We start from the raw sequence: 25,595 nt of genomic DNA, 5'->3' as shown, positions 1-25,595 counted from the left end.
GGGGTTGCGAGCGGACGGGGGCCCGTCGCTATCGTTCTGTCTCGTCGCCGTCGTCGAGCAGTCGCTCGGCCACGGCCTCGGTGTCGGACGCCCCGAGCGCAGACTCGACGAGGAGGTGGCCGCCGATGGTCGCCGGCGAGATGACCGTGTTCGCGCCGGCGCGCTTCAGTTTGTTCACATTCTCGCGCTCGGTCGCGGCGGCGACGATGGTCACCTCCGGGTTGAGTTGGCGCGCCGTGAGGATCGACAGCGCGTCCTCGGCGTCGTTGTTCGTCGCGGCGACGACCGCGCGGGCGCTCCCGACCTTGGCGCGGCGCAACGGTTCCTCGTCGGAGGGATCTGCCGTCAACACGCGGACGCCGTCGCGCTCGCGGAGCGCGCGTGCGACGGCCTCGTCGGGGGTGACGACGAGGAAGTCTGCGCCGGCGTCGATCAGTTCGTCGATGAGCGGTTCGGTGAGTTCGCCGTAGCCGAGCACGATCACGTGGTCGGTGAGCAGGTCGATGTCTGAGTCTGTCATGCGTCCGAGTGCGTTGGTGAGGCGGGCTTCGATGAGCGGGGTGAACAGGACACCGAGCGCGACCGCGAAGGCGGCGACGTTGAGCACGAGCGCCGACATCGCGAACCACTTCGCGACCGGAGAGGTGGGCGTCACGTCGCCGTAGCCGACGGTCGAGGCGGTGACGACCGAGAAGTACACCGCGTCGGTGACGGTCGCGATGTTGTTGAAGTCGTCCGCGAGCGCGTACGCGCCCGCCGTCGAGTAGCCGAGCGAACCGACGAGACCGGCGACCGACGCCCACTGGGTCGTCGTGAGGTCGAGTTCGGTGGCGAACACCCGACGGTTGATCGTGACCGCGAGCAGCGCCGCAAGCGACAGCGCCAACAGCGGCGGTCCGAGCACCGTCGACCCGACGAGCCCCTGTGCCGCCGTCAGCGGGAGGAGGACAATCGCCACGGCCCACCCGGCTCGCAGCCCTCGGCGGAGTCCGTAGGCGGCGATCAGCAGGAGGAACCCGGTGATCGCCCCGGTGAACCCCGCGAGCACACTGACCCCCTCGGGCAACATCGCGACGAACGGGAGCCGATTCGCTGGCTGGGTGATGATCCCACCGATCCCTGCGACGATCGACAACAGCGCTGCCGCGCCGACGAGGAGCACCGCGATTCGTCCGCCGAAGCGGTCTCGCCAGCCTGCCATTGTCGCCACCAGTCTACGCGACGTGATAAGCGACCCGACATCCGGACCACACAACCGTCCGAGCCGTCGTCGGTACGGACTTGTGTCACCGGTGTCTGGGTGAGGGCATGCCCGCCGCTTCACTCCCGGTGCAGGTCCTCCTCGGACTGTACCTGGGACTGCTCACCGGGATCGTCCCCGCGCTCGTCGCGTGGACGCTCGGCTTCGCGTTCAAGTACTTCACCGGCGTCTCCATCCCCGGATTCGGTGTGGTCGTCCTGTCGCTCGCCATCGCCGGCGTCAACGGCGGCCTCCTCGCGCTCAACGACCAGTCGATCCAAGACGCCGCCAACGGCACCGCGCTCCTCATCGCGATCATCGTCGTCCTCATGATCTCGCTGTACGCGCACGCGAAGGGCGACGCGATGGGGGCGGCGCTCCCGAAGCGAATCACGCTCAAGAGCCTCACCGAACGGACGCTCTCGACGGACGTGGTCGACCTCGCGAACGGGCGCGGGAAGGTCACCGTCACCGTGGTCGGCGAGGTCGCCGACATCGAGGGGTACCCCGCGCTCCCGGCGGACCTCCGGGCGTCGATCCGCGCGTTCTCGGACAGCTTCGACGCAGACCTCCCACTGAGCGAGTTGGAGGACGCGGTCGCGGCCAGGCTCCGCTCGGAGTTCGATCTCGCCGAGACGACGGTCAGGCTCGACGCGCAGGCGCGGGCGACCGTCGCCGCCGCACCGCCGCTGGCGGGCGTCTCGAAGCGCGTCCCCGAGGGGAAACGCGCGGTGTCGGTGGCGGCGCTGCTCCCGACGGGGCTCGCACGCGGAGACGAGGTGTCCGTCGACACCGAGGCTGGCGAGACGGTCTCGGGGACGGTCGTCGCCGCCAAGACGACCGGGGCACCGAAGGAGGCGCCCCAGCCGGACCCCGACGACGACGCCGCTCCAGTCGCACCGACGTCGCCTACGACGACGGGCGGCGACGGACGGCTGACGCTCGCGGTCGACCGGCAGGCGGCGAGTACCCTCCTCGACGCGACGGCCCGGCAGGTGACGGTCCGGTCGCGCGGGACGCGTCGCGAGTTCGAACTGCTGTCGCTGCTGCGCCGTGCCGGCAAACGGTTCCGCCGCGTCGCCGTCCGAGCGGACAGCGCGCTCGACGGTCGGAGCCTCCGCGAGACGGCCGTGCGCGACGAGTACGGCGTCGCCGTGTTGGCGGTCCGAGACGGTGGGCGGTGGCGACTCGCCCCCGACGGCGAGGTGACGCCGACCGCGGGCGCGGACCTCATCGTCGTCGGCACCCGCGGTGACCTCGACCGGTTCGGTCGAGAGGTGGCCGTGTGAGCCCGTTCGTCGCGGGCGGCGGCCCGGTCGCCGCGCTCCCGCTGCAGTCGGTCGTCGACGTCATCGAGCTCCTGAACGTCCCCCGCCTGGTCGGCTTCGCGTTCGCGTCGTTCCTCGTGGCCGCCGCCGGCGCGGCCACCTACCGCTGGTACGTCGGCGAGGTCGTCCCGCGCGGACTGCCGACGCTGCTCGGCACTGCCACGGTCGCGGTGTACCTCAACACGGTCGGGCTGTTCTCCACGGTTATCCCGGTCGACGGGCTGGCGGCTGCCGACCCGTTCGCCCCCGCGACCGTCCTCCGGAACGTCGTCAGTCTCCTCGTCGCCATCGCCGCGGCACCGGTGGGGCGCCGGGTGGGCGACCGGTTCGCGACGAACGTCACCGCGGTCGCCGGCGCCGACCGGGTCGAGGGGGAGTTGAGTCGGTTCGCGCGCACGGTCGGTCGTATCCGGACGGTCGAGGTACCCGACGACGTCGCCGACATAGACGGCTACGACCCGGTCGACGACGCCACGAAGGAGCGACTCGCCGGCGAGACGCTGCTGTTCCCGCGTCGCCTCTCCGAACAGCAACTGCGCGACCGGTTCGTCACTCGGCTGAAGGAGGAGTACGGAGTGGGCCACGTCGACGCGGAGTTCGACGGGACGAAGCTCGTCCACCTCGGCGTCGGTCGCCGGGTGGCCGGCATCGGACCGACGCTCGGGCCGGGAACGTGCGCCGTGGCGGTTCGGGCGGACCCACCCCAGGGCGCTGGCCCCGGCGACGCCGTGCAGGTGTGGCGTCGCCCGGCGGGGACGCACTCCGACGCCACCGACGCGCCCGATGACGCTGCGACGGTGTCACCGGAGGCCGACGGGGGGAGCGCCGCCGACAGTCGCTTCGAGCGTGTCACGACGGCCGAACTCCGAGCGGTCGTCGGCGACGTCGTGACGCTCGCGGTCGACGAGTCCGACACCGACGTGTTCGACGCGGACGGCGAGTACCGCCTGGTGACGATGCCCGTGAGTCAGCGCGCCGACCGCGAGTTCGCGTCGCTGTTGCGCGTCGCCGACGAGACGATGGCGGTCGTCTCGGTCCACGCCGACGGCGAGTTAGTCGGCGCCACCGTCGGCGACCTCCCGGGTGCCGTCGCCGCGGTCGAGGCCGCTGACGGATCGGTGGAACCGATCCCGCCGCGGGGTCGGACGCTCGCGGTCGACGAGACCGTGTACGTCGTCGCGAGACCCGAGGCCATCCGCGAGTTGGAGCGGCGTGCGACCGGGGCGGCGACGGACGGCGGCGGCGATGGCGAACCGGACGCGCTGACGTGAGCGGCGAGCGGGTCGCCACCCGGCGGCGCAACGCTCTTGCCCGCCCGTCGGGGAGGGTGTGGTATGAACTGGAAGCTGTTCGCGGACCTCGCGGAGGCCGCCGGCGAGTCGGAGCCGTCGGTCGAGGCCACAGACGCGGCCACCGTCGGCGAGGCGCTGGACGCCCTGCTGGAGGCGTACCCCGCGCTTGCAGTCCGGGTCCTCGACGAGGACGGCGACCTCCGGGGACACATCAATCTCCTCCGCAACGGTCGCGACGTTCGCGAGGGCGAGGGCCTGGAGACGCCGGTCGACGACGACGACGAACTCGCGCTGTTTCCCCCCGTCAGCGGCGGGTGAGCCGTGAAACCGTGGGACGGCGCCACGAGGCGCCGCCCTTTCGGAAGCCTTAATTGCGTTCCTGCGATACTCGTGAATGCAGACGAACGCCGGTCGGGTTGGTAGTCTAGTCCGGTTATGACACCTCCTTGACATGGAGGAGGCCGGCGGTTCAAATCCGCCCCAACCCACTTCTTCGACTCCAATTTCTTCAGAGTCGCGTCTCGGGAGCACGGCCCCCGTCCACCGATAGTAGACGTTCGGAGCTGGTGCGGTGTACACGCTCGACGTCGAAACAGTTCGCACAGAAACGGGGACCGCGTCGCGGGGACCAACCGCTGACGCGACTCAGTTCGAGCCGTAGTCGTGGCCGAGCACCAACGCCGCGGCGTTGGCCAACAGCAGTCCGAGGAGGATCGCGAATCGGTCGGCAGTCACGCCGCCCGCGAGGAGTGGGAGGTACGCGAGCGGGAGCGCGATGGCGACGTAGAACGACGCCGCCCGCACCGGGGCGACGGCGACGGTCCGGCCCGTCCCGGTGAGTGCGCCGAGGGTGTTCTTCACGGTGGTAGGATCGGGCATCGCGTCGCGGACGGTGGCGACGGATGGGAGGGGAGTGGAGGGTGTCATGGTCCACCTCAGTGGACACCCCCGGCCCACATATAGTATGCCGAGCATTCGGGACCGTTCGGACCTTTCACCGCCGACACCTCGGGTGAGACACACGTTTCACGACGGAACGAGAGCTCGGTAGACCGTTCAAAACGCTCGCAGACTCTTTTTCTCTCGGCGGCAGGGGAGGTCGATTCGTGCCGCGAACGCCCGGTGTGTGACCGGCTCAGACGGCATCTCGCCGCTGTCTCCCGATCGTGTCGTCACGATTGTTGTAAACCGACCCCGGATCGCTCCGGGTGATCGCCGGACGCCCTCGCCGTCGATACGGCGTTCGACCACGATGGCGTCGGTTCCGTATCGCCTCGCGCCGGTCGTGGGCGCCCTCGCTCGTCGCGCCGCTCGGTGGCGCGAGTTGCGGTTGGGCGACCTCGACGGCGACGCTACTCACGGCCACGCCGCTCCCGGTGACTGCGCCGGTGGCACGTGGCGACGACGGCACGGGGGAGACCGTGCCTGGAGAGTCCTGCGGCTCGTGCGGGTGACTGAACCGAAACGCGGAGCGAGTGGGGGGAGCTACTGGTCGTCGACGCTGGCGCGTTCGCCATCGACCTCGGGCATCCCGCCCATCGCACTCCCGATGTCGTCCGGGTCGACCTCGGTCTCGTAGTCCTCGTCCGCGTACAGGTGACAGGAGACGGCGTGCGTGCCGCCGGTCAACACGGGCTCTTCCTGCTCGCAGGGAGAGGCGAAGCCGTCGCGGAGTCGACTCGCGGCCTCCTCCTCACGGCCGTTTGCGAGGATTTCGAGGGCGTCCTCGACGGTGTCCATCGTGGCGCCCGTCAGCCCGCGGAGGTCGAACTCGTCGCGCAGCGCCTCTTTGAACGCGACCGGGTCGCGCTCGAACGGCTCGTCTCCGTGGTGTTCGCTCTCGAGGGTGTCCCAGACGGACTCGGCGGAGAACCCCTCGCGTTCGAGGCGGTCGCGCAGGTCCATCACGCCGCGATACTGCGCCTGCGGGATGTCGATGGTCGGCGGCTGGATCACCTTCGGACACCGCGTCCGGAAGTGGCAGCCGGATGGCGGGTCACGGGGCGAGGGCACGTCGCCCGAGAGCGCCTCGACGCGCCGCCCTTGCTCTTCGACGGCGGCTCGTGGCACCGACTCCAACAGTGCCTCGGTGTACGGGTGCTTCGGCGAGTCGAAGATGTCGTCGGTCGCGCCCGTCTCGATCACTTCGCCGAGGTACATCACGGCGACGCGGTCGCAGATGTGGCGGACGACGCTGAGGTCGTGCGCGATGAACAGGTACGTCAGTCCGAACTCCTCCTGGAGGTCTTCCAGCAGGTTCAGGATCTGTGCCTGGACGCTCACGTCCAGCGCCGACACCGGTTCGTCGAGGACGACGAACTCCGGGTCGAGCGCGAGCGCGCGGGCGATGCCGACGCGCTGGCGCTGGCCGCCGGAGAACTCGTGGGGGTAGCGGTCGATCTGGTCGGCGGACAGGCCGACGCGTTCGAGCAGGTCCTTGGCGCGGTCGCGGCGCCACTCCCGCTTCGAGCGCCCGTCGTCGGGCGACTCCTCGGGGAGGTCGTGGATCTTCAGCCCCTCGCTGACGATGTCCCCGACCGTCATGCGCGGGTCGAGACTGGAGAACGGGTCCTGGAAGACGATGCCAGCGCGCTTGCGGAAGCGCGTCAGTTCGTCGCCCGTCATCTCCATCACGTCCTCGCCGTCGAACTCGACGGTGCCGGCGGTCGCCTCGCGCAGTCGCAACAGCGTCTCACCGGTCGTCGACTTCCCACAGCCGGACTCGCCGACGACGCCGAGCGTCTCGCCGCGGTGGACGTCGAGGTCGACGCCGTCGACGGCCTTCACGCTCGTCGGCTCGTTCCGGAGCAGTTTGTCGAACAGCGTGTCGTCCTCGAAGTAGTACTTCTTGAGCCCACGGACCTTCAGCAACGGCTCACCCTCGCGGGCGTCCGTGCGGTCGGTGCTCGACTGCGACTCACTCATCGCTGCGCACCTCCGTGTTCCGGTCGAAGTGGTCCGGCGCGAGCGCGTCGGCCTCGGCGAACTCCCGTTGCGTCAGGACGCACCGGGCGGTGTGCTCGTCGGAGCCTGGCTCGGCGGCGGACTCGGAGATTGGCTGGAGACAGTCGGTCATGGCCTTCGGACAGCGGTCGGCGAAGAAGCACCGCCCGCCCATCTCCTCGTCCAGCAGCGAGGGGACGTTCCCCTCGATGGGTTGGAGGCGCGGTGCGGGGTCGTCCAGATCGGGGATCGACCCGAGCAGTCCCTGCGTGTACGGGTGGACGGGCGTCTCGAACACGTCCGACAGCGTCCCGCGTTCGACGATCTGGCCGGCGTACATCACGCCGACGCGGTTGCACATCCGGGCGATGACCCCCAGGTCGTGGGTGATCATCACGACGGACGTGCCCTGTTGTTCTTGCAGGTCGCGCAGGAGGTTGAGGATCTGCGCTTGGATCGTCACGTCGAGTGCGGTCGTCGGCTCGTCGGCGACTAGGATGTCGGGTTCGCCGGCCAGCGCCTGCGCGATCATCGCGCGCTGGAGCATCCCGCCGGAGAACTGGTGGGGGTACTCGTGGGCGCGCTCTGCGGGGTCGGGGATGCCGACCTGTTCGAGCAGTTCGATCGCGCGGTTCATGCTCGACTCGGAGGTGAACCCCCGGTTCGGGAGCAGTGTGTCGGCGATGAGGCGGCCCATGCCGTACCCCTGCGAACGCGACCGCGTCCGTCGCGGGTTCGCCTTCGCGCGGCGCTGCACCTCGACGGCCTCGGCGATCTGCTCGCCGACGGTGACCGACGGGTTCAGCGACGACATCGGGTCTTGGAACACCATCGAGAACGCCGGACCGCGCAGCGCGCGGCGCACCCCCTTTGGGAGACGACGCGTGTCGACGAAGTCGCCGTCGACGGCCTCGGGCGTCTTGTCGCGGAACTCGTCTGCGAGGTCGGCGTCGCGGTACCACACCTCGCCTTGCGTGATGCGGCCGGGCGAGTCGACGAGGTCGATGAGCGACAGCGCCGTCACCGACTTGCCGGATCCGGACTCGCCGACGATGCCGAACACCTCGCCGTCGCGGACGGTGAAGTCGACGGACTCGACGGCGTTGATCTGCCCCTCTTCGGTGAAGAAGCGCGTCGAGAGGTTCCGCACCCGGAGCACGTCGTCCGGGTGCCCCTCGGGGGCGCCCGTCTCCTCGGCGCGGGTGGCTGCGTCGCTCATCTACAGTCCCCCCTCGCCCTCGATACCCGGATCGAGCGCGTCGCGGAGCCAGTCCCCCACGAGGTTGATGCCGATGACCGACAGCACGATGGCGAGGCCGGGCACGGTAGCGATCCACCACGACGACGAGAGGTAGTCACGTCCTTGGGCAATGTCGAATCCCCACGAGAGCGTCGTCCCCGAGAAGCCGAGGAACGACAGCGCAGATTCCAGCAGGATGATCGCGGCCACCTGGATGGTCGCGAGCACGAGGATGGGCGTGATGGCGTTGGGCAGGACGTGCCGGAACACGATCCGGGTGTCGCTGCCACCCAGTGCGCGGGCGGCCTTCACGTACTCCTCCTCGCGGATCGAGAGCGCCTCGCCGCGCGCGATGCGGGCGAACCACACCCAGTTGACGAAGCCGACGACCAAGATGACGACCGTCGGCAACACGAACGTCTCGGGCATCGGCGTCGGCAGGCCGACCAACTCGCGGAACCACCCCGCGAACCCGGTCGCCACCAGCGGATCGGTGACCTTGATGGCCACGCTCGCTTGGAACCTGCTGAACAGCCCGATCAGTGCGATCGCCAGCACCAGCGACGGGAACGCCAGCGACACGTCGGCCGTGCGCATCAGCGCGTCGTCGACGCGACCGCGGTAGTAGCCCGCGGTGAGGCCGACGGTGACGCCCAACAGCGCCGCCAACAGCGTCCCGAAGAACCCGACGAGCAGCGACGTTCGCGCGCCGTAGATGGCCCGCGAGAGGATGTCCTGCCCCAACGAGTTGGTTCCCATCGGGTACTTCGTCGTCGCGTTCACGGTCACGTTCTCGGTGACGGTCTCGATGCTGCCGTTGACCATCTCCGAGCGGGTCTGCTGTTCGGTGTCGGTGAACCCCAGCGGCGGCAGTTGTGCCTGGTCGAGGTTCTGGGTTCGGGGGTTGTGCGGCGCGATCATCGGCGCGAACACCGCCGCCAACAGCACGAGCACGACCAGCACGACGCCGATCCGGGCCAGCCCCGACGAGCGGAACTCCTTGCGGAGGTTGCGGATCGTCCGCGGTGAGATCGACAGCGGGCCGATCTTCATTCTGCCACCACCCGCGGGTCGAGGTACGCGTACAGCGCGTCGACCGCGATGTTGAGCAGGACGAACCCACAGCCGATCACGATGAGGCTCCCTTGGAGGATGGGCCAGTCACGGGCGTTGATCGCGCGGATGATCTCGGACCCGAGGCCAGGCCACGCGAACACCGCCTCCGTGATGACCGCGCCGCCGATGAGCGTCCCCAACTGGAGGCCGAGGACGGTCACGACGGGCACGAGCGTGTTCCGGAGCACGTGCTTGTAGCGGACGAGCGTCTCGGGTAACCCCTTCGCTCGCGTCGCACGGACGTACCCCTCCGACAGCTCGTCGAGCATCCCCGAGCGGACGAGGCGCGTGATGAGCGCGGTGAAGTACGTCCCCAGCGTGATCGCCGGCAACACGAGCGACGCGAGCCACGCCGTCACCACGGGGACGAACGGCTGTGGCCCGGTGATCGCAGCCAGCGCCTCGCCGAACCCGTACGCCCGACCGCTAGTCGGGAACACGTTCAGTTCGACGGCGAACACCAGCACGAGCATGATACCCAGCCAGAAGTTGGGCGTCGAGATGCCCAGCAGCGAGAACGACGTCGCCGCGTAGTCCGCCGGCTGGTGGCGCCGCGTCGCCGAGATCACGCCCAGTGGGATCGACAGCACCACGGCGACGATGCTGGCGGCGACGGCGAGTTCGAGCGTCGCCGGCAGCTTCTGGAACACCTGCACGGACGCGGGGATGCTCGAGATGTACGAGTACCCCATGTTGCCCTGCAGGAGCTCCACGATGTAGTCGAGGTACTGGACGTACAGCGGCTGATCCAGTCCCAGTTCTGCGGCGATCCGCTGGCGAGTCTCTTGACTCGCGTCGAGCGGTGCCACGGTGTCGATGGGGGACCCCGGTGTGATGAACCGGAGGATGAACACGACAGTCACCACTCCCCAGACGACGCCCACTCCCTGTACCCCCCGCTTCAGAAGAAAACGGCCGTAACCCATTGGCGGCCTAGTTCGACTCGCTCGGCAGCTGCTGCGCCTCGTCGAGGAGGCGGTCCAGCTCATCGTTACTGTACGACGTCAGCGACCCGTCGCTCGCGAGGAGCGGCTGGATCGTCTGGATCGCGTCGAACGTGGCGTTCCCCCACCCGAGGAGGTACCACGGTGGCTTGTCCTCGATGTTGCCCGTCGTCACCTGACTGACGAGCGTGGAGAACTCCACCTGTCGGGCTGTCGCGGACACGTTCGGCAGTTCGTCGACCTGCGCGGCGACCGCCTGCGCGATCTCCACGTCTTTCAGGTAGCGACCAATCGGCGTCACGAGCTCGATCTCGGCGCCGGCGTAGCCGGACTCCTCAACGAGCTGCTCGGCGCGCTCGAGGTCACGCGGGTACGGGTCGACGTCCGGGTTGTAGCCGAAGAACCCCTCGAGCGTCGGCTGACCCGTCGGCGAGCCGAACGTCTGGAGCACGTTCTCGATGATCGACTCGAGGTCGACCGCGTAGTTGACGGCCTGCCGGAACTGCGGGGAGTCGAACGGCTCGACGTCGTAGCGCATCGCGTTGAAGATGACGCGCGTGGACGGGACCGCCGCGATGGACGTGCCGTCGTTGTTCTCGACGCGCGAGACCTCCTGGGGCGGCACGTTCACGGCGATGTCGGACTCGCCGGCGAGGAGACGGTTGACGCGGGTCGACGCCTCCGACGCGTTGTTGATGGTGAACGTCGAGATGGCCGCGGGCTCGTCCCAGTAGTCCTCGAAGCGCTCGTAGGCGACTTCGACGCCCTGCTCGTAGTTCGAGAGCTGGAACGGGCCGGTCCCGTCCATGTTCTGGTTGATGTACGCGTTGTCGTTGCTCTCGACCCACGACTGGTTCATCACGTCGCAGTACGTCGCGAACGACGCGAACACGATGGGGTTGAGCCCCGTGAGGCTCACGTTCACCGTGCGGTCGTCCTCGGAGGCGACCTCTGCACCCTCGACGCCGAGGAGCTGGTCGACCTGCGGGGACTCGATGCCGACGTCCGACTGGACGATGCGGTTGATCGAGTAGGCGACGTCCGCGGGCGAGAGCGAGTCGCCGGAGTGGAACGAGACGTCGTCGCGGACCGTGAACTGGACGGTCGTCTCGTCGAGTCGCTGGTAGTCGGTCGCGAGCGTCGCGACGATCGCACCCTGCGCGTCGCGCTCCAGCACGCCCTCGTACGCCTGCAGGACGATGTTGTCCGTCGGCGTCTCGCGGTGGTCGTGCGGGTCGAGCCCGGAGTCCATCTGCGACTGCGTCATCACGACGTCCTCGCCGGCGTCCGACGCCGGCTCGATGCCGTACGCTGCGACGCGCTCGTCCGTGCGCGGTTCCCACTCGATGTCGGCCGACTGGCCGTACACGGAGAACTGGCGGTGGAGGAACACCCACGGCGCCTCGTCGTGGATCAGTCGGTTCGCGCGCTGGAGGTACCCCTCGCGCGTCGTCGGCTCCGGCCGCTCGGTCGGCTCGGCAGTCGGCGTCGACCCGTCGCCGCCCGTCTCGGTCGGTTCGTCGGTCGGGGTCGATTCACCGTCTCCGTTCCCGCCGGCACAGCCAGCCAGCGCGGTCGCGGCTGCCGCCGATCCCGCCGCTTGGAGGAACCGACGCCTGCTCGTGTTCTGATCAGCCATGAGCGGTACCATGGCGCTTGCCCTCTTATATGCTGGGGTACGTCATCGCGTGCCGCCATTTTCGCGAGCGCCTGCATTCGCTACCTGCTCAGACGCCCCACATTGACAGTTAAAGCCGCTTACGCCGGCGTCTGCTCTTCGGCAAGCACCGACGAGTCCTCCCCGTTGGCCGACACCCAGATCACGCGGACGGTCGTCTCCGGTGCGACACCTGACACCATCGCCGTCTTTCCAGCGGACACGTCGCCGGTGAAGTTCTCGGTTCCCGCGGGCGTCGCCAGCTGAACCGTCTCGTCCGCCGAAATCGTGTCGCCGCCGCTGTGTCTGGCGGTCACGTTGTAGGTGCTCCCGTCCGCCTCGTAGTCGAACTGGAAGTTGGCGTTCGGCGACGACGGCTGGACCTGTCCGCCGATCCCGAAGACGAACGATCCGACGACCGCCGCCAGGATGACCGTGATCGCGACCATCAGGATGACGCCGATGACCGGTGATACTGCGCGCTCGTCCGCGAGTAGCTCGTGTACGTCCATTGTAGTGTGGCCCGTGCAGACACGAGGTATCCCCCCTCACGCAGCGATCGGGCTCTGAAGTGGCTCTTTCGGGAATGTATAAAAATCCCGCGGCAGACTCCGTTGAATCAACAGGTCGAATCGCCGGGGTGACGGCGACGTGCAGGTGGACGCCCTACTCGTCGTCTTGCGCGTCGACGACCGCCACGCCGGCGAGGTTGACGATGTCTTTCACCTCGTCGCCGCGCTGCATCACGTGCACGGGCTGGTCCATCCCGACGAGCATCGGGCCGATGGCCTCGGCGCCGCCGAGGCGCTGGAGCAGTTTGTAGCCGATGTTCCCCGCTTCGAGGTTCGGGAACACGAGCACGTTCGCCGGGCCGTCGAGTTCCGAGAACGAGTACGTGTCCTCGAGGATGTCCTCGACGACGGCGGTGTCGGCCTGCATCTCCCCGTCGACTGGGAAGTCGACTTCGGGGTCGTTGTGCAGGAGTTCGACCGCTGCCCGGGGCTTGCGGGTGCCCTCGTTGTCGACGGAGCCGAAGTTGGAGTACGACAGCATCGCCGCGCGTGGCTCGACGTTGAAGCGGCGTGCGAGCTTCGCGGTGTGTTTGGTCACCTCTGCCAGCACCTCGGCGTCGGGCGCCTGGTTCACCGTCGTGTCGGCGCAGAACACGACGCGGTTCTTGAACGTCAGCATGTACACGCCGGCGACGTACTCGGCGTCCGGCGCGGTGCCGATCACCTGCAGCGGCGGGCGGAGGGCGCTCGGGTAGTGGTGGGTCAGCCCGGTGAGCAGCGCGTCGGCGTCGCCGCGCTCGACCATCACGCTCCCGAGGTAGTTCGTGTCCCGGCGGACGAGTTCGCCGGCCTCAGAGCGGGTGATCCCCTTGCGCTTGCGGATCTCGTGGAGGCGCTCGGCGTACTCGTCTGCGGCCTCGGCGTCGTCGGGGTCGACGACCTCCGGGTCGAACTCTAAGCCGAGGTGGGCGGTCGTGGACTCGATGGTGTCGCGGTCACCCAGCAGGACCGGGTGAGCGATGCCCTGTTCGGCCATCTGGTAGGCCGCGCGGATCATCTTCTCGTCGGTGCCCTCCGCGAGCGCGACGCGCTTTGGCTGCGACCGAGCCTTGTTCAGGACGACGCGCATCATCTCGCGGCTCTTGCCAAGGCGCGCCTCCAGTCGCTCGGCGTACTCCTCGATGTCGATGTCGAAGCGGGCGACGCCGGAGGTCATCGCTGCCTGCGCGACCGCGGGCGCGACCTCGAACAGGACGCGCGGATCGAGCGGCTTCGGGATGACGTACTCCGGCCCGAACTTCAGCGGCTGGTCGCCGTACGCTTTCACGACGGCGTCGGGCACGTCCTGACGAGCCAACTCGGCGAGCGCCTCCGCCGCGGCGCGCTTCATCTCCTCGTTGATGTCGGTCGCGCGCACGTCGAGCGCGCCGCGGAACAGGAACGGGAACCCGAGCACGTTGTTTACCTGGTTCGGGTAGTCGGAGCGCCCCGTCCCCATGATGACCGTGTCGTCGCGGGCGTTCTTGGCGTCCTCGTAGGTGATCTCTGGGTCGGGGTTCGCCATCGCGAAGATGACCGGATCCGACGCCATCGACTGCACCATCTCCTGGCTGACGATGCCGCCGACGGAGAGTCCGACGAACACGTCAGCCCCCTCCATCGCGTCCGCGAGGTCGCCGCCCGAACCCTCACTGGCGAACTGCGCCTTGTACTCGTTCACCTCGCCCGCCGCCGCGCGCTCCTCGGTGATGATCCCGGTGGAGTCACACATCGTGATGTTGCTCGCGTCCGCGCCGAGTTCGACGTAGAACTTCGCGGTCGCGATGGCGGAGGCGCCCGCCCCCGAGAACACGATGTCCAGGTCCGAGAGGTCCTTGTCGACGATTTCGGCGGCGTTGATCAGCCCCGCGCCGGAGATGATCGCCGTCCCGTGCTGGTCGTCGTGGAACACGGGGATGTCCATCTTCTCACGGAGCGTCTCCTCGATCTCGAAGCACTCGGGCGCCTTGATGTCCTCCAGGTTGATCCCCCCGAACGTCGGCTCCATCGCCGCGACCGTCCGGATGATGTCCTCGGGGTCCTCCTGGTCCAACTCGATGTCGAACACGTCGATGTCGGCGAAGCGCTTGAACAGGACGCCCTTCCCCTCCATGACCGGCTTGGACGCCTGCGCGCCGATGTCGCCGAGGCCCAGGACCGCCGAGCCGTTGGAGACGACGCCGACGAGGTTCCCCTTCGCCGTGTACTCGAACGCCCGCTCCTCGTCCTCGTCGATGTCGAGACACGGCGCCGCGACGCCGGGCGAGTAGGCGAGCGAGAGGTCGCGCTGGGTGTTCGTCGGTTTCGTCGTCGAGATCTCGATCTTTCCGGGCGGGTCCGATCGGTGGTACTCCCGCGCGTCGTCGTCCAGTCCCATACGTCTCGGACCGCAGGATCGGGGAAAAAGCTACCGAGCGGACAGCTACGCGACCGCCGCACCGCGCCGTCGTCGGCTACTCGTTTCGACGGTCGCGGTCGTCGGCGGCGGCGCCGTCGTCCTCGGTCGGAGCGTCCGGGTCGTCGTCCTCGACTCCCGAGGCGACGAACCCGCCGAAGTCGTCACCGTCGTCGCCGTCGTCGCCGTCGTCTTCGCCACTGTCACCGAGGCTCGCACTGCCGCCGTCGTCGTCGTGGTCGTCGTTCTCGTCGTCAGCGTCCGCACCCGTGCGCAGCGCCGACTCGACGTCGCCGCCGTCGTCGCCGTGTTCACGGTAGCGGTCGACGAGGTTGAGGCGCTCGGAGAACCGCCCGAGGGCCGCGAGTTCGTACGAGCGCTTGACCGTGAGCGTGAGGACGCTCACGGGGGCCGCGACCGCGACGACGAACAGTGGGACCCCGACGAGTGTGCCCGCGAGGAAGCCGACGCCGACACCGAGGTCCGTCCCGGTGGCACCGCCGGCGAGCGCCCCGACAGCGAGGCCGACGACGCCGGCGATGACGCCCACGACGACCATCCCCAGCAGGGTCAACACGAGCGACACGATGGAGATGCCGATGCCGACGAGCCAGTGCATCACGATGTAGACGACCGTCTGCATTAGTTGTCCCCGGAGGAGCGACCAGATCCGGCGCCAGCCGTCGATGACGCCGCCGCCGTCGGCGACCATTGCCGGCACGACGAACTCGACGGTGAACCGCGAGAGGAACGCGAACGCGAGGACGTACACGACGACCACCGCCGCGATCCCGACGAGCGCGAGCGGACTGGAGGCGACCGCGTCGGCGCTGGTCCCCGAGAGGATGGCGCCGGCGACGATGGCCGCCGGCGGGACGATGAACGCCGCGGCCAGTCCGATCTGGAAGCCGAGCAGGCGCAGGCCGTTGACGAAGTGCGCCCGTACGTCCCGGCGGAGTCTGAGGTCGTCGCGCGCGATGGCGTCGACGAGGACGAACTGGAACGCCGGCGAGATGAGGACTAATGCGAGCACCAGCAACAGGAGGAACGCCGCGATGAGGAACCCGACAATGCCGAGCGCACCGGGACCGGGCGTCGGGACGCCCTGTTGGAGCGGTGCCGGGAGGGGACCGAGCGTCGGTGCAGCAGCGAACGCGAGTGCTGGGAGGGCGACGAGGAGCGACGCCACCGCGGCCGCCGACCCGGGACTGCTCGGGACGCCGCCCGACCCGGCGAACTGCGCGCCGAGACGACCGGCGTTGGAGGCGATTTGTGCGGTGCCGCCGCCGCCGCTCGTGAAGAGGCTCACGACGGCCATTCGGGCCCAGCGGCCGAGTCGTGCGGGAAAGAGGAACTCCCGCGTCACGTCGATCGCGTCGTCTACCGCGTCGACGCCGTGCCAACTCATGGCCGCACGTCATAGTCACGCTACATGAAGTTGTTCCTCTCGTTGCGACACGCCGGCCCACCGATCCGCCGACACACCGACCCGCCGACCCGCCGACCCGCCGACTCGTGGCAGCCGGTCGCCGGTCGAGACTCGTCAGTTCTCCAGGATCGCCGGCCGTTGGAGCGTCAGGCCCGCCGCATCGACTGTATCGGTCGGCCACCGACCGGAGTCGGTGAGCACCTCGACGGCGTCGTCGGTGACGTAGGCGGTGTCCTCGCTCTTGGCTCCCTGCACCGTCGGGTTCCACGCGTACGCCGCCTCGCTCGCGACCGGGGCGTCGCTGTCGGGGCGCGCGAACCACTCTCGCCCGGCGTAGCCGGTCGCGCCGCCCTGGTGGTGTTCGCGCCACTCGCCGTCGTACCCCTCCTCCGCGTACGCCTCGCGGATGGCGTCGAACACGTCGCCAGCCGTGCCGTCGTCGCGGCCAGCGGCGTCACGGGTCGCCGCCAGCGCCGCCGTCTCCACGCGCTGGGCGGCGCGGTGGCGCTCGGCGAGCCACTCGGGCGGGTCGAACGCGACCGTGCGCGTGCACGAGGCGTGGAGGCCGCCGCGACGGGCGGTCACGATCACGAGCGCGTAGTCGCCGAGCGCGGCGTCCGTCGGCGTCGGGTGGCGGTACTCGGGAGCGCGTTCGCTCCCACCGACGAGCACGACCGGTGCCTCGATGTTGCGGCCCGCCAGCGAGATACGCAGTCCGGCGGCCACCTCGTGTTCGGTGTCGCCCGGTTGGAGCTCACGGCAGACGGTCTCGACCGCCAGCGCCACCTCGCGCCCGAGGTCGCGGTACGCGGCGAGGTCGTCGTCGCCGAGGCGCAGGCGCAGTCGCGTCGGGTCCACCGTGTCGAGCCCCGGCACGTCGAAGTCCGCGGCGGCGTGCGTCGGCGAGCGAGCGGCCACCGACGCCGCGAGGTCGCCCTCGTACCAGTCGTCCGCGGCGACGGACATCGAGAGCTCCGCGGGCAGTTCCTCCGCAGCGATCCGGGCCGCCTCGATGTTGTTCGTGACGACCGTCCACTCACCGTCGCCGAGGTAGCCGGCGGCAGCGTCACCGACTGACGCGTCGCCGTCGACGCGGTTCGACCCGCCGGTGAGCCACGCGAACGCGTTGGGTCGCGCGAACCACACCGCCTCGTACCCCCCCTCCGCGAGGAACCGATCCAGACGCCCCTCGCGGTCGTCGATGTCGACCATACTCGCCGGTCCGACTCGCCGGGCTTGAATCCCGTGGCATCGCGTTCGGGGCGCCGCGAGCGGATGCCAAACCAGCGGGCGGGACACGTCGCACGGGTGTCTGGACCGAACCCCTAAAGAGGGGATACCCGAAAGCGTGTGACAATGATGACGACGCTCGGGAGCGCGAGCGCGTCCCCCGGGGAGTTCGACACCGGTCGGCTCGAGGTGGGCGAGACTCGCGACGGCTCCACGGTGGGGCTGCCGGTCGCCGTGCTCAACGGCGCCGCGGACGGGAAGACCCTCTACGTGCAGGCCGTCAGCGACGGGGACGAGTTGAACGGACTGGGCGTGATCAACCGCCTCGTCCCGCAACTCGACCCCGAGGAGGTCGCCGGCCAGATCCTGTTCGTCGGGATCGTCAACTACCACGCGTTCCAGGTCGCCGAGCACCGCAACCCCATCGACGACACGAAGATGAACCGGGCGTACCCCGGCGACGCCAACGGCACCTCCTCCGAGCGTATCGCCGCCGCGACGTTCGAGGCGGCCAAGCGCGCCGACCTCGTCGTCGACCTCCACCAAGGGCGCACCTCACGGATGATCAACGAGACGCGCGTCCGGTGTGGCCCGCGCCACCGCCTCCACCGCGAGTGTCTCGAACTCGCGAAGGTGTTCGGCACCGGCTACGTCCTCGACCAGAAGGGTCCGGACGGCCAACTCGCCCGCGCCGCGCCGGACAACGGCATCCCGACTATCGACCCCGAGCTCGGCGGCGCCGTCGGCTGGGACGAGGAGTCGATCCAGATCGGACTCGACGGGATGTTCCGCGTCCTGCGCTACTACGGCTTCCTCGACGGCGAGGTCGAACGGGACCTCCAGACGCGCGCCTCCGGGTTCGACCAGTACGGCTCGCCGTCGGGTGGGCTCGTCACCTTCGAGGTCGACCTCGGCGACCCCGTCTCGCGCGGCGACACGCTGTTCCGCGTCACCGACGCGTTCGGCGAACTGAAGGCGCGGGTCACCGCCGACAACGACGGCATCTTCTGGCGCTCGCGTCGCCTCCCGCAGGTCGCCACCGGCGAGTACGTCTGCTCGGTCGGTACCGACATCGACGAGTTCTAGCTGGGTCCAGACGCGGGTCGCGACCCACCGCCAGCAACGCCGTGAGTTCTCGCGCTCGCCGACACCGCCAGCAACGCCGATCACCGAACACAGGTAGTCCGAACTGACGACGTACGCAAGCGGTGGGGTCCAGACCGGTAGTCGTCTCGGAATGGAACGCATACCATGCGAGGCTGAAAACACGTTCATACCCCGTCTCCAGTAAGCACGTCCTATCCCGAGTGTGACCCGGCAATGTCGATGAACCAGGAATCGGAGACGGACGGAGGAGCCCTCGACCAACTCGCCGGAGTTACCGGCTTCGGCTGGACCGCGTCCGTCCTCGGCTATCTGGGGACGGCAATCGGCTTCGGCAACACGCTCGTCACGAACCCCCAGTCGCTGTTGTATCTCGGGGGGATCTGTTTCCTCGCGACGCTCGGCATCGATCGGCTCAACGACCTCCGATCGGACGGGACGGACACTCCCGACGACGCGGCGGGCGACGGCGACTGCGATGGTGTTGCGGAGGACATCGACGCCGTAGAAGGGGAGGTGGACGCTCCCCCCGGCCCGGGGGTCGAGGAAGGTCAGCCGGCGGACTGAGCGGGGGTCGGTGTGCGTGGCCGAAGGTGACGAACCGTCACCTACTGGTTCCTCGCTCGCCCCTGTCGAGCCATGACCGCTCCCTCGCTCCGCTGTCGCGACTGCGGTGCCACCTACGCCGACCGCTGGCGCTGTGCGTGCGGCCACCCGCTCGACTACGCCGAGCGCCCGCTCCCCGACGGCCCCGCGCCCGACCCCGCCAGCGTCGACACGCGCGACGGCCTCTGGTCGTTCGACGCGTTCCTCCCCGAGTCGCCGCTGGTGACGCTCGGCGAGGGGATGACGCCGCTCGTCGACGCCGCCGACTGGGACGCACAGTTCAAGCTGGAGTACGTGTTCCCCACGGGGTCGTTCAAGGACCGCGGGGCGACGACGACGGTCTCTCGGGCCGCCGCTCTCGGCGTCGACACCGTCGTCGAGGACTCCTCGGGCAACGCCGGCGCCGCCATCGCGACGTACGCCGCCCGCGCGGGCATCGACGCCGAAATCTACGTCCCCGCGTCGGTGAAAGACGCGAAACTGCGGGCGATCCGGCGCGCCGGCGCGACGCCGGTGAAGACCGAGGGGCCCCGACAGGCGACGACGGACGCGTGCGTCGACGCAGTGACCGCGGGCGCGGGCTGGTACGCCAGCCACGCGTGGAACCCCGCGTTCTTCGCCGGGACCGCGACGTTCGCCTACGAGACGGCGCTCCAGCGCGACTGGGACGCCCCGGACGCGGTCGTGCTCCCGCTCGGCCACGGGACGCTGTTCCTCGGCGCCTACCGCGGCTTCCGTGCGCTGGAGGAGGCCGGCTGGATCGACTCGCTCCCCCGCCTCTACGGCGCGCAGGCCGCCGGCTACGCACCCATCGTCGAGGCGCTCCACGGCGCGGACGCCGCCGCGGGCACCAACGACGTGGCCGACGGCATCCAGATCCCGGAACCGACGCGCGGCCACCAGATCCGCGACGCCATCGCCGACACCGGTGGCGACGCGATCGCGCTCGACGAAGCGGCCGTCGAGACCGAACTCGCCGCCCTCCACGCGGCGGGGTTCTACACCGAACCGACCTGCGCCATCGCGCCCGCCGCCCTGCGCGTCCTCCGTGAGCGAGGCGCTATCGACGCTGACGAGGACGTGGTCGTCCCACTGACCGGCAGCGGGCTGAAGACGTGATCACCGTCGACGGCGACTACTGTCCGCTGTGTGGCACCGAACTCGACCGGCGCACGGTCGAGGGTCGCACGCGGCGGTACTGCCCAACCTGCGACCGCGTCGTCTGGCGCAACAGCAAGCCCGTCGCGAGCGTCGTCGTCCGCGACGGCGACCGGGTCCTGCTGGGTCGCCGCGACGTGGACCCACACCGCGGGCTGTGGGGTGTGCCAGGCGGCAACCTCGAACACGACGAACACCCCGCAACCGGCGCCGCCCGTGAACTCCGCGAGGAGACGGGGGTCCGCGTCGACCCCGCCGACCTGCGACTTGTTCGTGTCGACCACGTGACGACCGACAGAACCTCCGTCGTCGGGGTCCGCTTCGTCGTCGACCGCGCGCTCACCACGGGCGACCCCGAGGCACGCGACGAGACGAGCGCCGCGCGGTTCGACACACTCGCGGAGTTCGAGGCCGACGGCGGCATCAGTCCGTGGAACCGCGACCTGCTCGCGGCGGTCGTCGACGGTGACGCCGACGGCGACGCAGACGCGAGGTGACGGCTACCGCTCGGGGTGGGTCGGCGCGTCGAAGCCGCCCCGTACGAGCGGCTTGGCCACGTGCCGCCGCGCACACGGCGGCACCTCATACCAGCCCACGTCGAGGTCGCGATCGATCGCGACCGACACTTTTCCGGCTTCGTTCGTCCCGCAGTCGCGGCAGCGGTACCCCTGCCCCGCGCCGGCGGACTCCATCGATCGGTCGCAGTCCGGACACGTCGGGACCGCGAGTTCCGTCGCTACCAGGTCGCGGACGGCGAACTTCTCCAGTTTCAGGGTGCCGTCGTCGACCTCGCCGCAGACGGTGAGTCGGTCGCCGACGCGGAGGGCGCGCACGCGGTCGCGGAACCGCTTGGTCGGTTCGAAGGCGACGCAGTCCAGCGTCGTCGCCGGGTCGCTCGCCTCGTCGCCGACGGCCAAGAACACGTGTCCGCCACGGCGCGTCTCGGGCGCGTGGACGACGGTCGCGTCGACGCGGTACGCGCGGTCGTCTCGGAGGGCGCCGAGGCGCCCGTCCCGAAGATGGGCGTCGGTCCCCTGGTTCGTGACGAACGTCGCCGTCCGCTCGACCGGTTCGCTCTCGATTGCCGCCGCCACCCGGTGGACCGCCTCGGCGTCGTCGCCGCGGATGCCGTGGAGGATCGGCCCGGGCGCGTGCGGCACGCAGACGGCGGCCCCCTCTTCGCGGTCGACCGTGTCCCAGACGGTCGGGTAGCCGGCGTCCGCGGCCGCGAACAGACTCGCCTCGTCGACCTCGCGTGGCGTGCCGCACCGCTCGAACTCGCGGTAGCTGATCTGCTCGTACGTCCAGTCGTCGAACGCGCGCCACGCGCCGACCGCCGCGAGCGCTCCGATCCGTCCCCGACCGACGACGGCATCGGTGTCGCCCCCGGCGGAGGCTGGGTCGTCGCCACCGCCCCACCCCCGCGTCTCGAACCCCGACTCGGCTGCAAGCGCGAGCGCGTCGTCGAGGGTGTGGAACTCCCGGAGTGCGTCCCTGGCGAACGTCGCGACAGGGTCCGGCACGGCAGCCGGGTCGCAGTCGGCGACGACGACGCCGGGGGAGGTCCGTGGGTCGTCGCCGACGGCGTACTGCTCGACGAGTTCCGAGGCGACCGACAGCGCGGTGTCCGGGTCGGCGTCGGTGTGGAGCGCGAGCGCGGCGTTGCCGCGGGTCTTGTGCTCGACGGCGGGGTTGAGTCGGACGAGGACGCGTCGTTCGACCGTCGCGCCGGTCTCGGCGAGCGCCTCGGCGACGAGCGTCGCGAGGTACGTGCTGCACATCCCCCGGGTCCGCGAGTCGGTGTCGTCGAGGCCGATGACGGTCACGCTCGGGGGGAGTATCCGACACGGATTGTGCCTTTCGCGTCGCCAATACCCGTATAGCTCTGTCGGCCAGTGGGGCGGCCCGACCGCCTGACGGCGTCCGGGTACCGATCTCGGGGAACGGCACAACCCATATAAGTCGTGAGCGGCCTATTGTCGGGTATGTCGCGGAAGGCGCTGGTCGGGAACGTGACCGCCATGCTCGCGGACGCCGACTTCCTGGTCAGCGAACGCTGTGCGGTGCGACCCAAGAGCTTCGACGTCGCCGCCCGACGGGGAGAAGACCTGCTCCTCGTGAAGGTGCTCGGCAACGTCGACGCCTTCGACCGGGAGACGGGTGCCGAGATGCGTCGGCTCGGCGAGTACCTCTCGGCGACACCCATGCTGGTCGGGTTGCGAACGCGCGACGAGGAGCTGAAGCCGGGTGTGGTGTACTTCCGGCACGGCGTCCCGGCGATCCACCCCGACACGCTGTACGACCTGGTCATCGAGGAGGTGCCGCCGCTCATCTACGCGGCCCCCGGCGGCCTGTACGTCAACATCGACGGCGACACCGTCGCCGACGAGCGCAAGGATCGCGGCTGGAGCCTCGGTCGCCTCGCCGAGGAGTTGGGCGTCTCTCGGCGTACCGTCGCGAAGTACGAGGACGGCATGAACGCGTCCGTCGAGGTCGCCGTCCAACTGGAGGATCTGTTCGACCGCCCGTTCTCCGATCCTGTGCGCGTGTTGGAGGGCGCCGGCGAGGTGCGCGACGCGGACCCGACGCCCGAGCCCCCGGAGGTCGCCCCGGACGACGAACACGTGTACGGCGTCCTCTCGCGCGCCGGCTTCGCGGTCCACCCCACCCAGCGCGCGCCGTTCACCGCCGTCAGCGAGGACGAGGCCGAACCGCGCGTCGAGTTCACGCTGCTGACCGGCCACTCGCCGTTCACCCGGACCGCCCAGAAGCGCGCGAAGTTGATGGGCTCGCTCGGGCGCGTCACCGGCACCCGCGCCGTCTACTTCACCGAGGGAGAGGACGAACCGAAGCGGGAATCCGTCGACGGCACCGCCATCGTCACGATGGTCGAGTTGTCGCGGGCGGACGACCCCGAGCGTATCCGCGAGTTGATCCGCGAGCGCTCGGACGAACCCGCCGAGGCCTGAGCCGCCCGGTCGGTCGCTTCTCCCTTCTCTCCGCTCACGCTCACACGCTCCCACTTGTCGTGCGTCAGCCACGGCTGCCGAACGCGCTCGGTCGTGGAAAACGAACCCGCCAGTAGCCGTTACGCCGCAGCGTCGCCGCCGTACGTCTCTTCGAGGTACGCGACGATGTCGTCGGATTCGGCCATCCCGTCGACGCCGTGCTCCTCGTCGACGAGGACGGGGACGCCGGTCTGGCCGGACACCTCCTTCACCTCGGTGCGCTCGTCGTGCGAGCGCGGCACCGTGATCGACTCGTACTCGAGCCCGAGTTCGGCCAGCTTGTTCGTCACCTTCGCGCAGTACGGGCAGCCTTCCAGTTCGTAGAGGACGAGGTTGGACATTGCACCCGGCTGTAGTGCCGCGGGCGTCTTAAACTCCGGCGGGGTGTGCGCCTCGTCTGCGGAGCCGTCGCTCGATCGTGACAGTTCGTCACACGGCAGGAGTAGGACTTATTCGGTACCTGTCGTCGGACCAGTCGTGTTCCCCGACCGGATCCGTACCGACCGCCTCAGATTGGACCGCCACGACGCCGCCGTGGACGCGCTCGCCTTCTACGAGCACACCGGAGCGCGGCGCTCGGAGACGATCAGTGAGGAGTGTACGGGGCTCTCGTGGGAGCCGCACGCCCACCCGAAGGCGAGTGCCGACGTGCTCGACCGTTTCCGCGAGGGCTGGGAAGACGCCGAGTCGGCGACGTACGCCGTCTTCCCCCGCGAGGGTGAGGACGGTGCCGGCGAGTTCGCCGGTAACACCGGCGTGTCGATCGATTGGGACCGCCGGACGGCGACGCTCGGCATCTGGCTGCGCAAGCCGTTTTGGGGGCGCGGCTACTCCGGCGAGCGGGCGCGAGCCCTCGCCGCCCTCGCGTTCGAGCGCCTCGACCTCGAGGTCGTTGCCGTGGACGTGATGCCGGACAACGACCAGTCGATTCGCGCCATCGAGAAGTACGTCGACTCACTCGGCGGTCGCGAGGAGGGCCTGTTTCGCAACCGAGTCCCGACCGAGGACGGCGTCCGCGACGTGCGCCGCTACTCGGTGAGTCACGAGGAGTACGCCGACGCAGTGGGTACCGCCGACGGCGTCGAGTTCGTCGACGACGTCAAGTTCACGGACTGAGTCGACCGAGTGAGTCAGTCCTGCGCCGCCGCGTCCCCGACCGCGCGTCGGATCTGCGGGTCGCCGCCGGCGACGACCGCACCGCCCTTCACCACGGCGCTCGGGTCGTTCAACCGCGTGAGGTCGTCCGTGGGGTCGCCGTCGACGAGGAGCAGGTCCGCGTACGTTCCCGGTTCGAGCGTCCCCTGGTCCGCGAGACCCACAGCCGTCGCCGCCGTCTCGGTCATCGCGACGATTGCGTCGAGCGGGTCCATCGCGTGCTCGGCCATGAACTGAATCTCGGCGGCGTTGCCGCCGTGCATGTTGAACGGCGTGCCGGCGTCGGTACCGCCGGCGACTCGGATGCCCGCCTCGACCGCCCGCCTGAACGAGTCGAGGTGCTGTTCGTACACGGCTTCGGTCTTCGTGTGGTCCTCCTCGGTCACGGCCTCCACGTTGCGGACGATGTGGTGGGGCGCCGACAGCGTCGGCACGAGCGTCACGTCCTCGCGGACGAGCATCTCGGTGCCCTCCTCGTCGAGGAGCGTCCCGTGTTCGACGGTGTCGACGCCGGCCTCGATGGCAGCCTTCGCACCCGCCGACCCGTGGGCGTGGGTGGCGGTGTGCATCCCCCGACGGTGTGCCTCGTCGATGATGGCGTGAATCTCGGCGTCCGTGAGCGCGACGGCGCCGGGGTCGCTGCCGGGGGTCGTGACCCCACCGGTCACCATGAACTTGATGAAGTCCGCACCCTGTTTCGCCTGTTCGCGCACCGCCTTCCGGGCGTCGTCGGCGCCGGTGATCTCCCGACCGAGGTGGTGGCCGTGGCCGCCGGTCGCGGTGATCGACCGGCAGTTCGCGACCGTCCGCGGGCCCGGGATGTCGCCGGCAGCGATCCGGTCGCGGACGTGAACATCCACGTCGCGTGCACCCATCACGCGGACGCCCGTGACGCCCGCTTCGAGCGTGGCGCGGGCGTTGCGCGCCTCGACCAGCGCCAACTCGGCGTCGCTCATGCCCACCACGTCCTCGACGCTGCGCTCGCCGGACAGCGAGTAGTGCACGTGGGCGTCGACCAAGCCCGGGAGCACCGCCGTCCCGTCGAGGTCGACGACCGACTCGCCGTCGCGGGCGGCGAGGTCACCCGTGTCGTCGATCCGCTCGCCGGCGACGCGGAGGTCGCCGGTTCTGACGCCCGCCGCGTCGACGAGCGTCGCGTTCCGCAGAAGCATACCCGGCGGTGGAAGCGGGGGCGAAAG

The 25,595-nt window shown here is 69.7% G+C and carries 23 protein-coding genes and 1 tRNA gene; 10 read left to right on the top strand and 14 right to left on the bottom strand.

The features are described 5' to 3' along the window. Window positions 1-28 precede the first annotated feature (28 nt). On the bottom strand, window positions 29-1,201 hold the full coding sequence (locus tag P0R32_RS11240; RefSeq protein ID WP_276237090.1) for an NAD-binding protein: 1,173 nt from the start codon (window positions 1,199-1,201) through the stop codon (window positions 29-31). Window positions 1,202-1,308: 107 nt separating this feature from the next. On the opposite strand from P0R32_RS11240, the gene P0R32_RS11235 reads away from it, so the two are divergent. From P0R32_RS11235 to P0R32_RS11220, 4 genes are all read left to right on the top strand, one after another. Then, window positions 1,309-2,529 (top strand): potassium channel family protein, encoded by a 1,221-nt coding sequence (locus tag P0R32_RS11235; protein ID WP_276237089.1) that lies wholly within the window; start codon window positions 1,309-1,311, stop codon window positions 2,527-2,529. Beyond that, a complete protein-coding gene (locus tag P0R32_RS11230; protein WP_276237088.1) occupies window positions 2,526-3,839 on the top strand; it encodes a DUF8167 domain-containing protein in 1,314 nt (437 codons plus the stop codon). Before P0R32_RS11235 ends, P0R32_RS11230 begins: the two co-directional genes overlap by 4 nt. A gap of 63 nt (window positions 3,840-3,902) precedes the next feature. Continuing rightward, complete coding sequence (locus P0R32_RS11225; protein ID WP_276237087.1) at window positions 3,903-4,178, top strand: ubiquitin-like small modifier protein 1; 276 nt, start codon at window positions 3,903-3,905, stop codon at window positions 4,176-4,178. Between the two features lie 95 nt (window positions 4,179-4,273). Further along, a tRNA-Val gene (locus P0R32_RS11220) sits at window positions 4,274-4,348 on the top strand. A gap of 157 nt (window positions 4,349-4,505) precedes the next feature. On the opposite strand, the gene P0R32_RS11215 is transcribed toward P0R32_RS11220, so the two are convergent. From P0R32_RS11215 to P0R32_RS11170, 10 genes are all read right to left on the bottom strand, one after another. Beyond that, the gene (locus P0R32_RS11215) at window positions 4,506-4,787 is read right to left on the bottom strand and encodes a DUF8028 family protein (RefSeq protein WP_276237086.1); all 282 of its coding nucleotides are present in this window, start codon (window positions 4,785-4,787) and stop codon (window positions 4,506-4,508) included. A gap of 558 nt (window positions 4,788-5,345) precedes the next feature. Further along, entirely contained in the window at window positions 5,346-6,785 is a 1,440-nt protein-coding gene (locus P0R32_RS11210) for an ABC transporter ATP-binding protein (RefSeq protein ID WP_276237085.1), read from the bottom strand. After that, window positions 6,778-8,022, bottom strand: coding sequence for an ABC transporter ATP-binding protein (locus P0R32_RS11205; RefSeq protein WP_276237084.1), 1,245 nt, complete (start codon window positions 8,020-8,022; stop codon window positions 6,778-6,780). The genes P0R32_RS11210 and P0R32_RS11205 overlap by 8 nt, the downstream gene beginning before the upstream one ends. Then, window positions 8,023-9,096 carry an ABC transporter permease gene (locus P0R32_RS11200; RefSeq protein WP_276237083.1) on the bottom strand — a complete coding sequence of 358 codons (1,074 nt, stop codon included), beginning with the start codon at window positions 9,094-9,096 and terminating at the stop codon, window positions 8,023-8,025. Continuing rightward, on the bottom strand, window positions 9,093-10,085 hold the full coding sequence (locus P0R32_RS11195; protein WP_276237082.1) for an ABC transporter permease: 993 nt from the start codon (window positions 10,083-10,085) through the stop codon (window positions 9,093-9,095). Before P0R32_RS11195 ends, P0R32_RS11200 begins: the two co-directional genes overlap by 4 nt. 7 nt (window positions 10,086-10,092) lie before the next feature. Next, the gene (locus tag P0R32_RS11190) at window positions 10,093-11,742 is read right to left on the bottom strand and encodes an ABC transporter substrate-binding protein (RefSeq protein WP_276237081.1); all 1,650 of its coding nucleotides are present in this window, start codon (window positions 11,740-11,742) and stop codon (window positions 10,093-10,095) included. Between the two features lie 119 nt (window positions 11,743-11,861). Then, a complete protein-coding gene (locus P0R32_RS11185) occupies window positions 11,862-12,272 on the bottom strand; it encodes a type IV pilin N-terminal domain-containing protein (protein WP_276237080.1) in 411 nt (136 codons plus the stop codon). 154 nt (window positions 12,273-12,426) lie between these two features. Beyond that, window positions 12,427-14,688: an NADP-dependent malic enzyme gene (locus tag P0R32_RS11180; RefSeq protein ID WP_276237079.1), complete on the bottom strand. Its 2,262-nt coding sequence runs from the start codon at window positions 14,686-14,688 to the stop codon at window positions 12,427-12,429. 76 nt (window positions 14,689-14,764) lie between these two features. Then, window positions 14,765-16,114 carry a DUF7544 domain-containing protein gene (locus P0R32_RS11175; protein ID WP_276237078.1) on the bottom strand — a complete coding sequence of 450 codons (1,350 nt, stop codon included), beginning with the start codon at window positions 16,112-16,114 and terminating at the stop codon, window positions 14,765-14,767. A gap of 135 nt (window positions 16,115-16,249) precedes the next feature. Then, window positions 16,250-17,347: a M24 family metallopeptidase gene (locus P0R32_RS11170; protein WP_276237077.1), complete on the bottom strand. Its 1,098-nt coding sequence runs from the start codon at window positions 17,345-17,347 to the stop codon at window positions 16,250-16,252. A gap of 144 nt (window positions 17,348-17,491) precedes the next feature. Between P0R32_RS11170 and P0R32_RS11165 the strand changes: the two genes are divergently transcribed. The 4 genes from P0R32_RS11165 to P0R32_RS11150 all read left to right on the top strand — a co-directional run bounded on the left by P0R32_RS11165 (window position 17,492) and on the right by P0R32_RS11150 (window position 20,730). Next, window positions 17,492-18,451, top strand: coding sequence for a succinylglutamate desuccinylase/aspartoacylase family protein (locus tag P0R32_RS11165; RefSeq protein WP_349770200.1), 960 nt, complete (start codon window positions 17,492-17,494; stop codon window positions 18,449-18,451). Window positions 18,452-18,691: 240 nt separating this feature from the next. Next, window positions 18,692-19,036: a hypothetical protein gene (locus tag P0R32_RS11160; protein ID WP_276237076.1), complete on the top strand. Its 345-nt coding sequence runs from the start codon at window positions 18,692-18,694 to the stop codon at window positions 19,034-19,036. 72 nt (window positions 19,037-19,108) lie between these two features. Next, window positions 19,109-20,194 carry a pyridoxal-phosphate dependent enzyme gene (locus P0R32_RS11155; protein ID WP_276237075.1) on the top strand — a complete coding sequence of 362 codons (1,086 nt, stop codon included), beginning with the start codon at window positions 19,109-19,111 and terminating at the stop codon, window positions 20,192-20,194. Beyond that, entirely contained in the window at window positions 20,191-20,730 is a 540-nt protein-coding gene (locus P0R32_RS11150; RefSeq protein WP_276237074.1) for an NUDIX hydrolase, read from the top strand. Before P0R32_RS11155 ends, P0R32_RS11150 begins: the two co-directional genes overlap by 4 nt. A gap of 3 nt (window positions 20,731-20,733) precedes the next feature. On the opposite strand, the gene P0R32_RS11145 is transcribed toward P0R32_RS11150, so the two are convergent. Next, complete coding sequence (locus P0R32_RS11145) at window positions 20,734-22,059, bottom strand: tRNA(Ile)(2)-agmatinylcytidine synthase (protein WP_276237073.1); 1,326 nt, start codon at window positions 22,057-22,059, stop codon at window positions 20,734-20,736. 159 nt (window positions 22,060-22,218) lie between these two features. On the opposite strand from P0R32_RS11145, the gene P0R32_RS11140 reads away from it, so the two are divergent. After that, window positions 22,219-23,202 carry a transcriptional regulator gene (locus P0R32_RS11140; protein WP_276237072.1) on the top strand — a complete coding sequence of 328 codons (984 nt, stop codon included), beginning with the start codon at window positions 22,219-22,221 and terminating at the stop codon, window positions 23,200-23,202. A gap of 119 nt (window positions 23,203-23,321) precedes the next feature. Here the strand turns inward: P0R32_RS11140 and P0R32_RS11135 are convergent, their stop codons facing one another. After that, window positions 23,322-23,582, bottom strand: coding sequence for a glutathione S-transferase N-terminal domain-containing protein (locus P0R32_RS11135; RefSeq protein ID WP_276237071.1), 261 nt, complete (start codon window positions 23,580-23,582; stop codon window positions 23,322-23,324). 136 nt (window positions 23,583-23,718) lie between these two features. Here P0R32_RS11135 and P0R32_RS11130 point away from each other — a divergent pair, with 136 nt between their 5' ends. Beyond that, entirely contained in the window at window positions 23,719-24,357 is a 639-nt protein-coding gene (locus P0R32_RS11130) for a GNAT family N-acetyltransferase (RefSeq protein WP_276237070.1), read from the top strand. 14 nt (window positions 24,358-24,371) lie between these two features. Here P0R32_RS11130 and P0R32_RS11125 read toward each other — a convergent pair whose 3' ends face one another. Further along, window positions 24,372-25,568, bottom strand: coding sequence for a metal-dependent hydrolase family protein (locus P0R32_RS11125; protein ID WP_276237068.1), 1,197 nt, complete (start codon window positions 25,566-25,568; stop codon window positions 24,372-24,374). Window positions 25,569-25,595 lie beyond the last annotated feature (27 nt).

It is taken from the genome of Halobaculum marinum (assembly GCF_029338555.1).
GTDB lineage: Archaea > Halobacteriota > Halobacteria > Halobacteriales > Haloferacaceae > Halobaculum > Halobaculum marinum.
The sequence above is the reverse complement of the archived record's forward strand: the minus strand, read 5'-3'. Positions and strand labels throughout refer to the sequence as shown.

Coding starts and splice junctions, on each gene's coding strand:
- P0R32_RS11160 (WP_276237076.1), top strand. CDS start 18,692: ATGAACCAGGAATCGGAGACGGACGGAGGAGCCCTCGACCAACTCGCC.
- P0R32_RS11240 (WP_276237090.1), bottom strand. CDS start 1,201: ATGGCAGGCTGGCGAGACCGCTTCGGCGGACGAATCGCGGTGCTCCTC.
- P0R32_RS11210 (WP_276237085.1), bottom strand. CDS start 6,785: ATGAGTGAGTCGCAGTCGAGCACCGACCGCACGGACGCCCGCGAGGGT.
- P0R32_RS11215 (WP_276237086.1), bottom strand. CDS start 4,787: ATGACACCCTCCACTCCCCTCCCATCCGTCGCCACCGTCCGCGACGCG.
- P0R32_RS11125 (WP_276237068.1), bottom strand. CDS start 25,568: ATGCTTCTGCGGAACGCGACGCTCGTCGACGCGGCGGGCGTCAGAACC.
- P0R32_RS11195 (WP_276237082.1), bottom strand. CDS start 10,085: ATGGGTTACGGCCGTTTTCTTCTGAAGCGGGGGGTACAGGGAGTGGGC.
- P0R32_RS11200 (WP_276237083.1), bottom strand. CDS start 9,096: ATGAAGATCGGCCCGCTGTCGATCTCACCGCGGACGATCCGCAACCTC.
- P0R32_RS11155 (WP_276237075.1), top strand. CDS start 19,109: ATGACCGCTCCCTCGCTCCGCTGTCGCGACTGCGGTGCCACCTACGCC.
- P0R32_RS11180 (WP_276237079.1), bottom strand. CDS start 14,688: ATGGGACTGGACGACGACGCGCGGGAGTACCACCGATCGGACCCGCCC.
- P0R32_RS11225 (WP_276237087.1), top strand. CDS start 3,903: ATGAACTGGAAGCTGTTCGCGGACCTCGCGGAGGCCGCCGGCGAGTCG.
- P0R32_RS11235 (WP_276237089.1), top strand. CDS start 1,309: ATGCCCGCCGCTTCACTCCCGGTGCAGGTCCTCCTCGGACTGTACCTG.
- P0R32_RS11170 (WP_276237077.1), bottom strand. CDS start 17,347: ATGGTCGACATCGACGACCGCGAGGGGCGTCTGGATCGGTTCCTCGCG.
- P0R32_RS11190 (WP_276237081.1), bottom strand. CDS start 11,742: ATGGCTGATCAGAACACGAGCAGGCGTCGGTTCCTCCAAGCGGCGGGA.
- P0R32_RS11135 (WP_276237071.1), bottom strand. CDS start 23,582: ATGTCCAACCTCGTCCTCTACGAACTGGAAGGCTGCCCGTACTGCGCG.
- P0R32_RS11205 (WP_276237084.1), bottom strand. CDS start 8,022: ATGAGCGACGCAGCCACCCGCGCCGAGGAGACGGGCGCCCCCGAGGGG.
- P0R32_RS11140 (WP_276237072.1), top strand. CDS start 22,219: ATGTCGCGGAAGGCGCTGGTCGGGAACGTGACCGCCATGCTCGCGGAC.
- P0R32_RS11165 (WP_349770200.1), top strand. CDS start 17,492: ATGATGACGACGCTCGGGAGCGCGAGCGCGTCCCCCGGGGAGTTCGAC.
- P0R32_RS11185 (WP_276237080.1), bottom strand. CDS start 12,272: ATGGACGTACACGAGCTACTCGCGGACGAGCGCGCAGTATCACCGGTC.
- P0R32_RS11175 (WP_276237078.1), bottom strand. CDS start 16,114: ATGAGTTGGCACGGCGTCGACGCGGTAGACGACGCGATCGACGTGACG.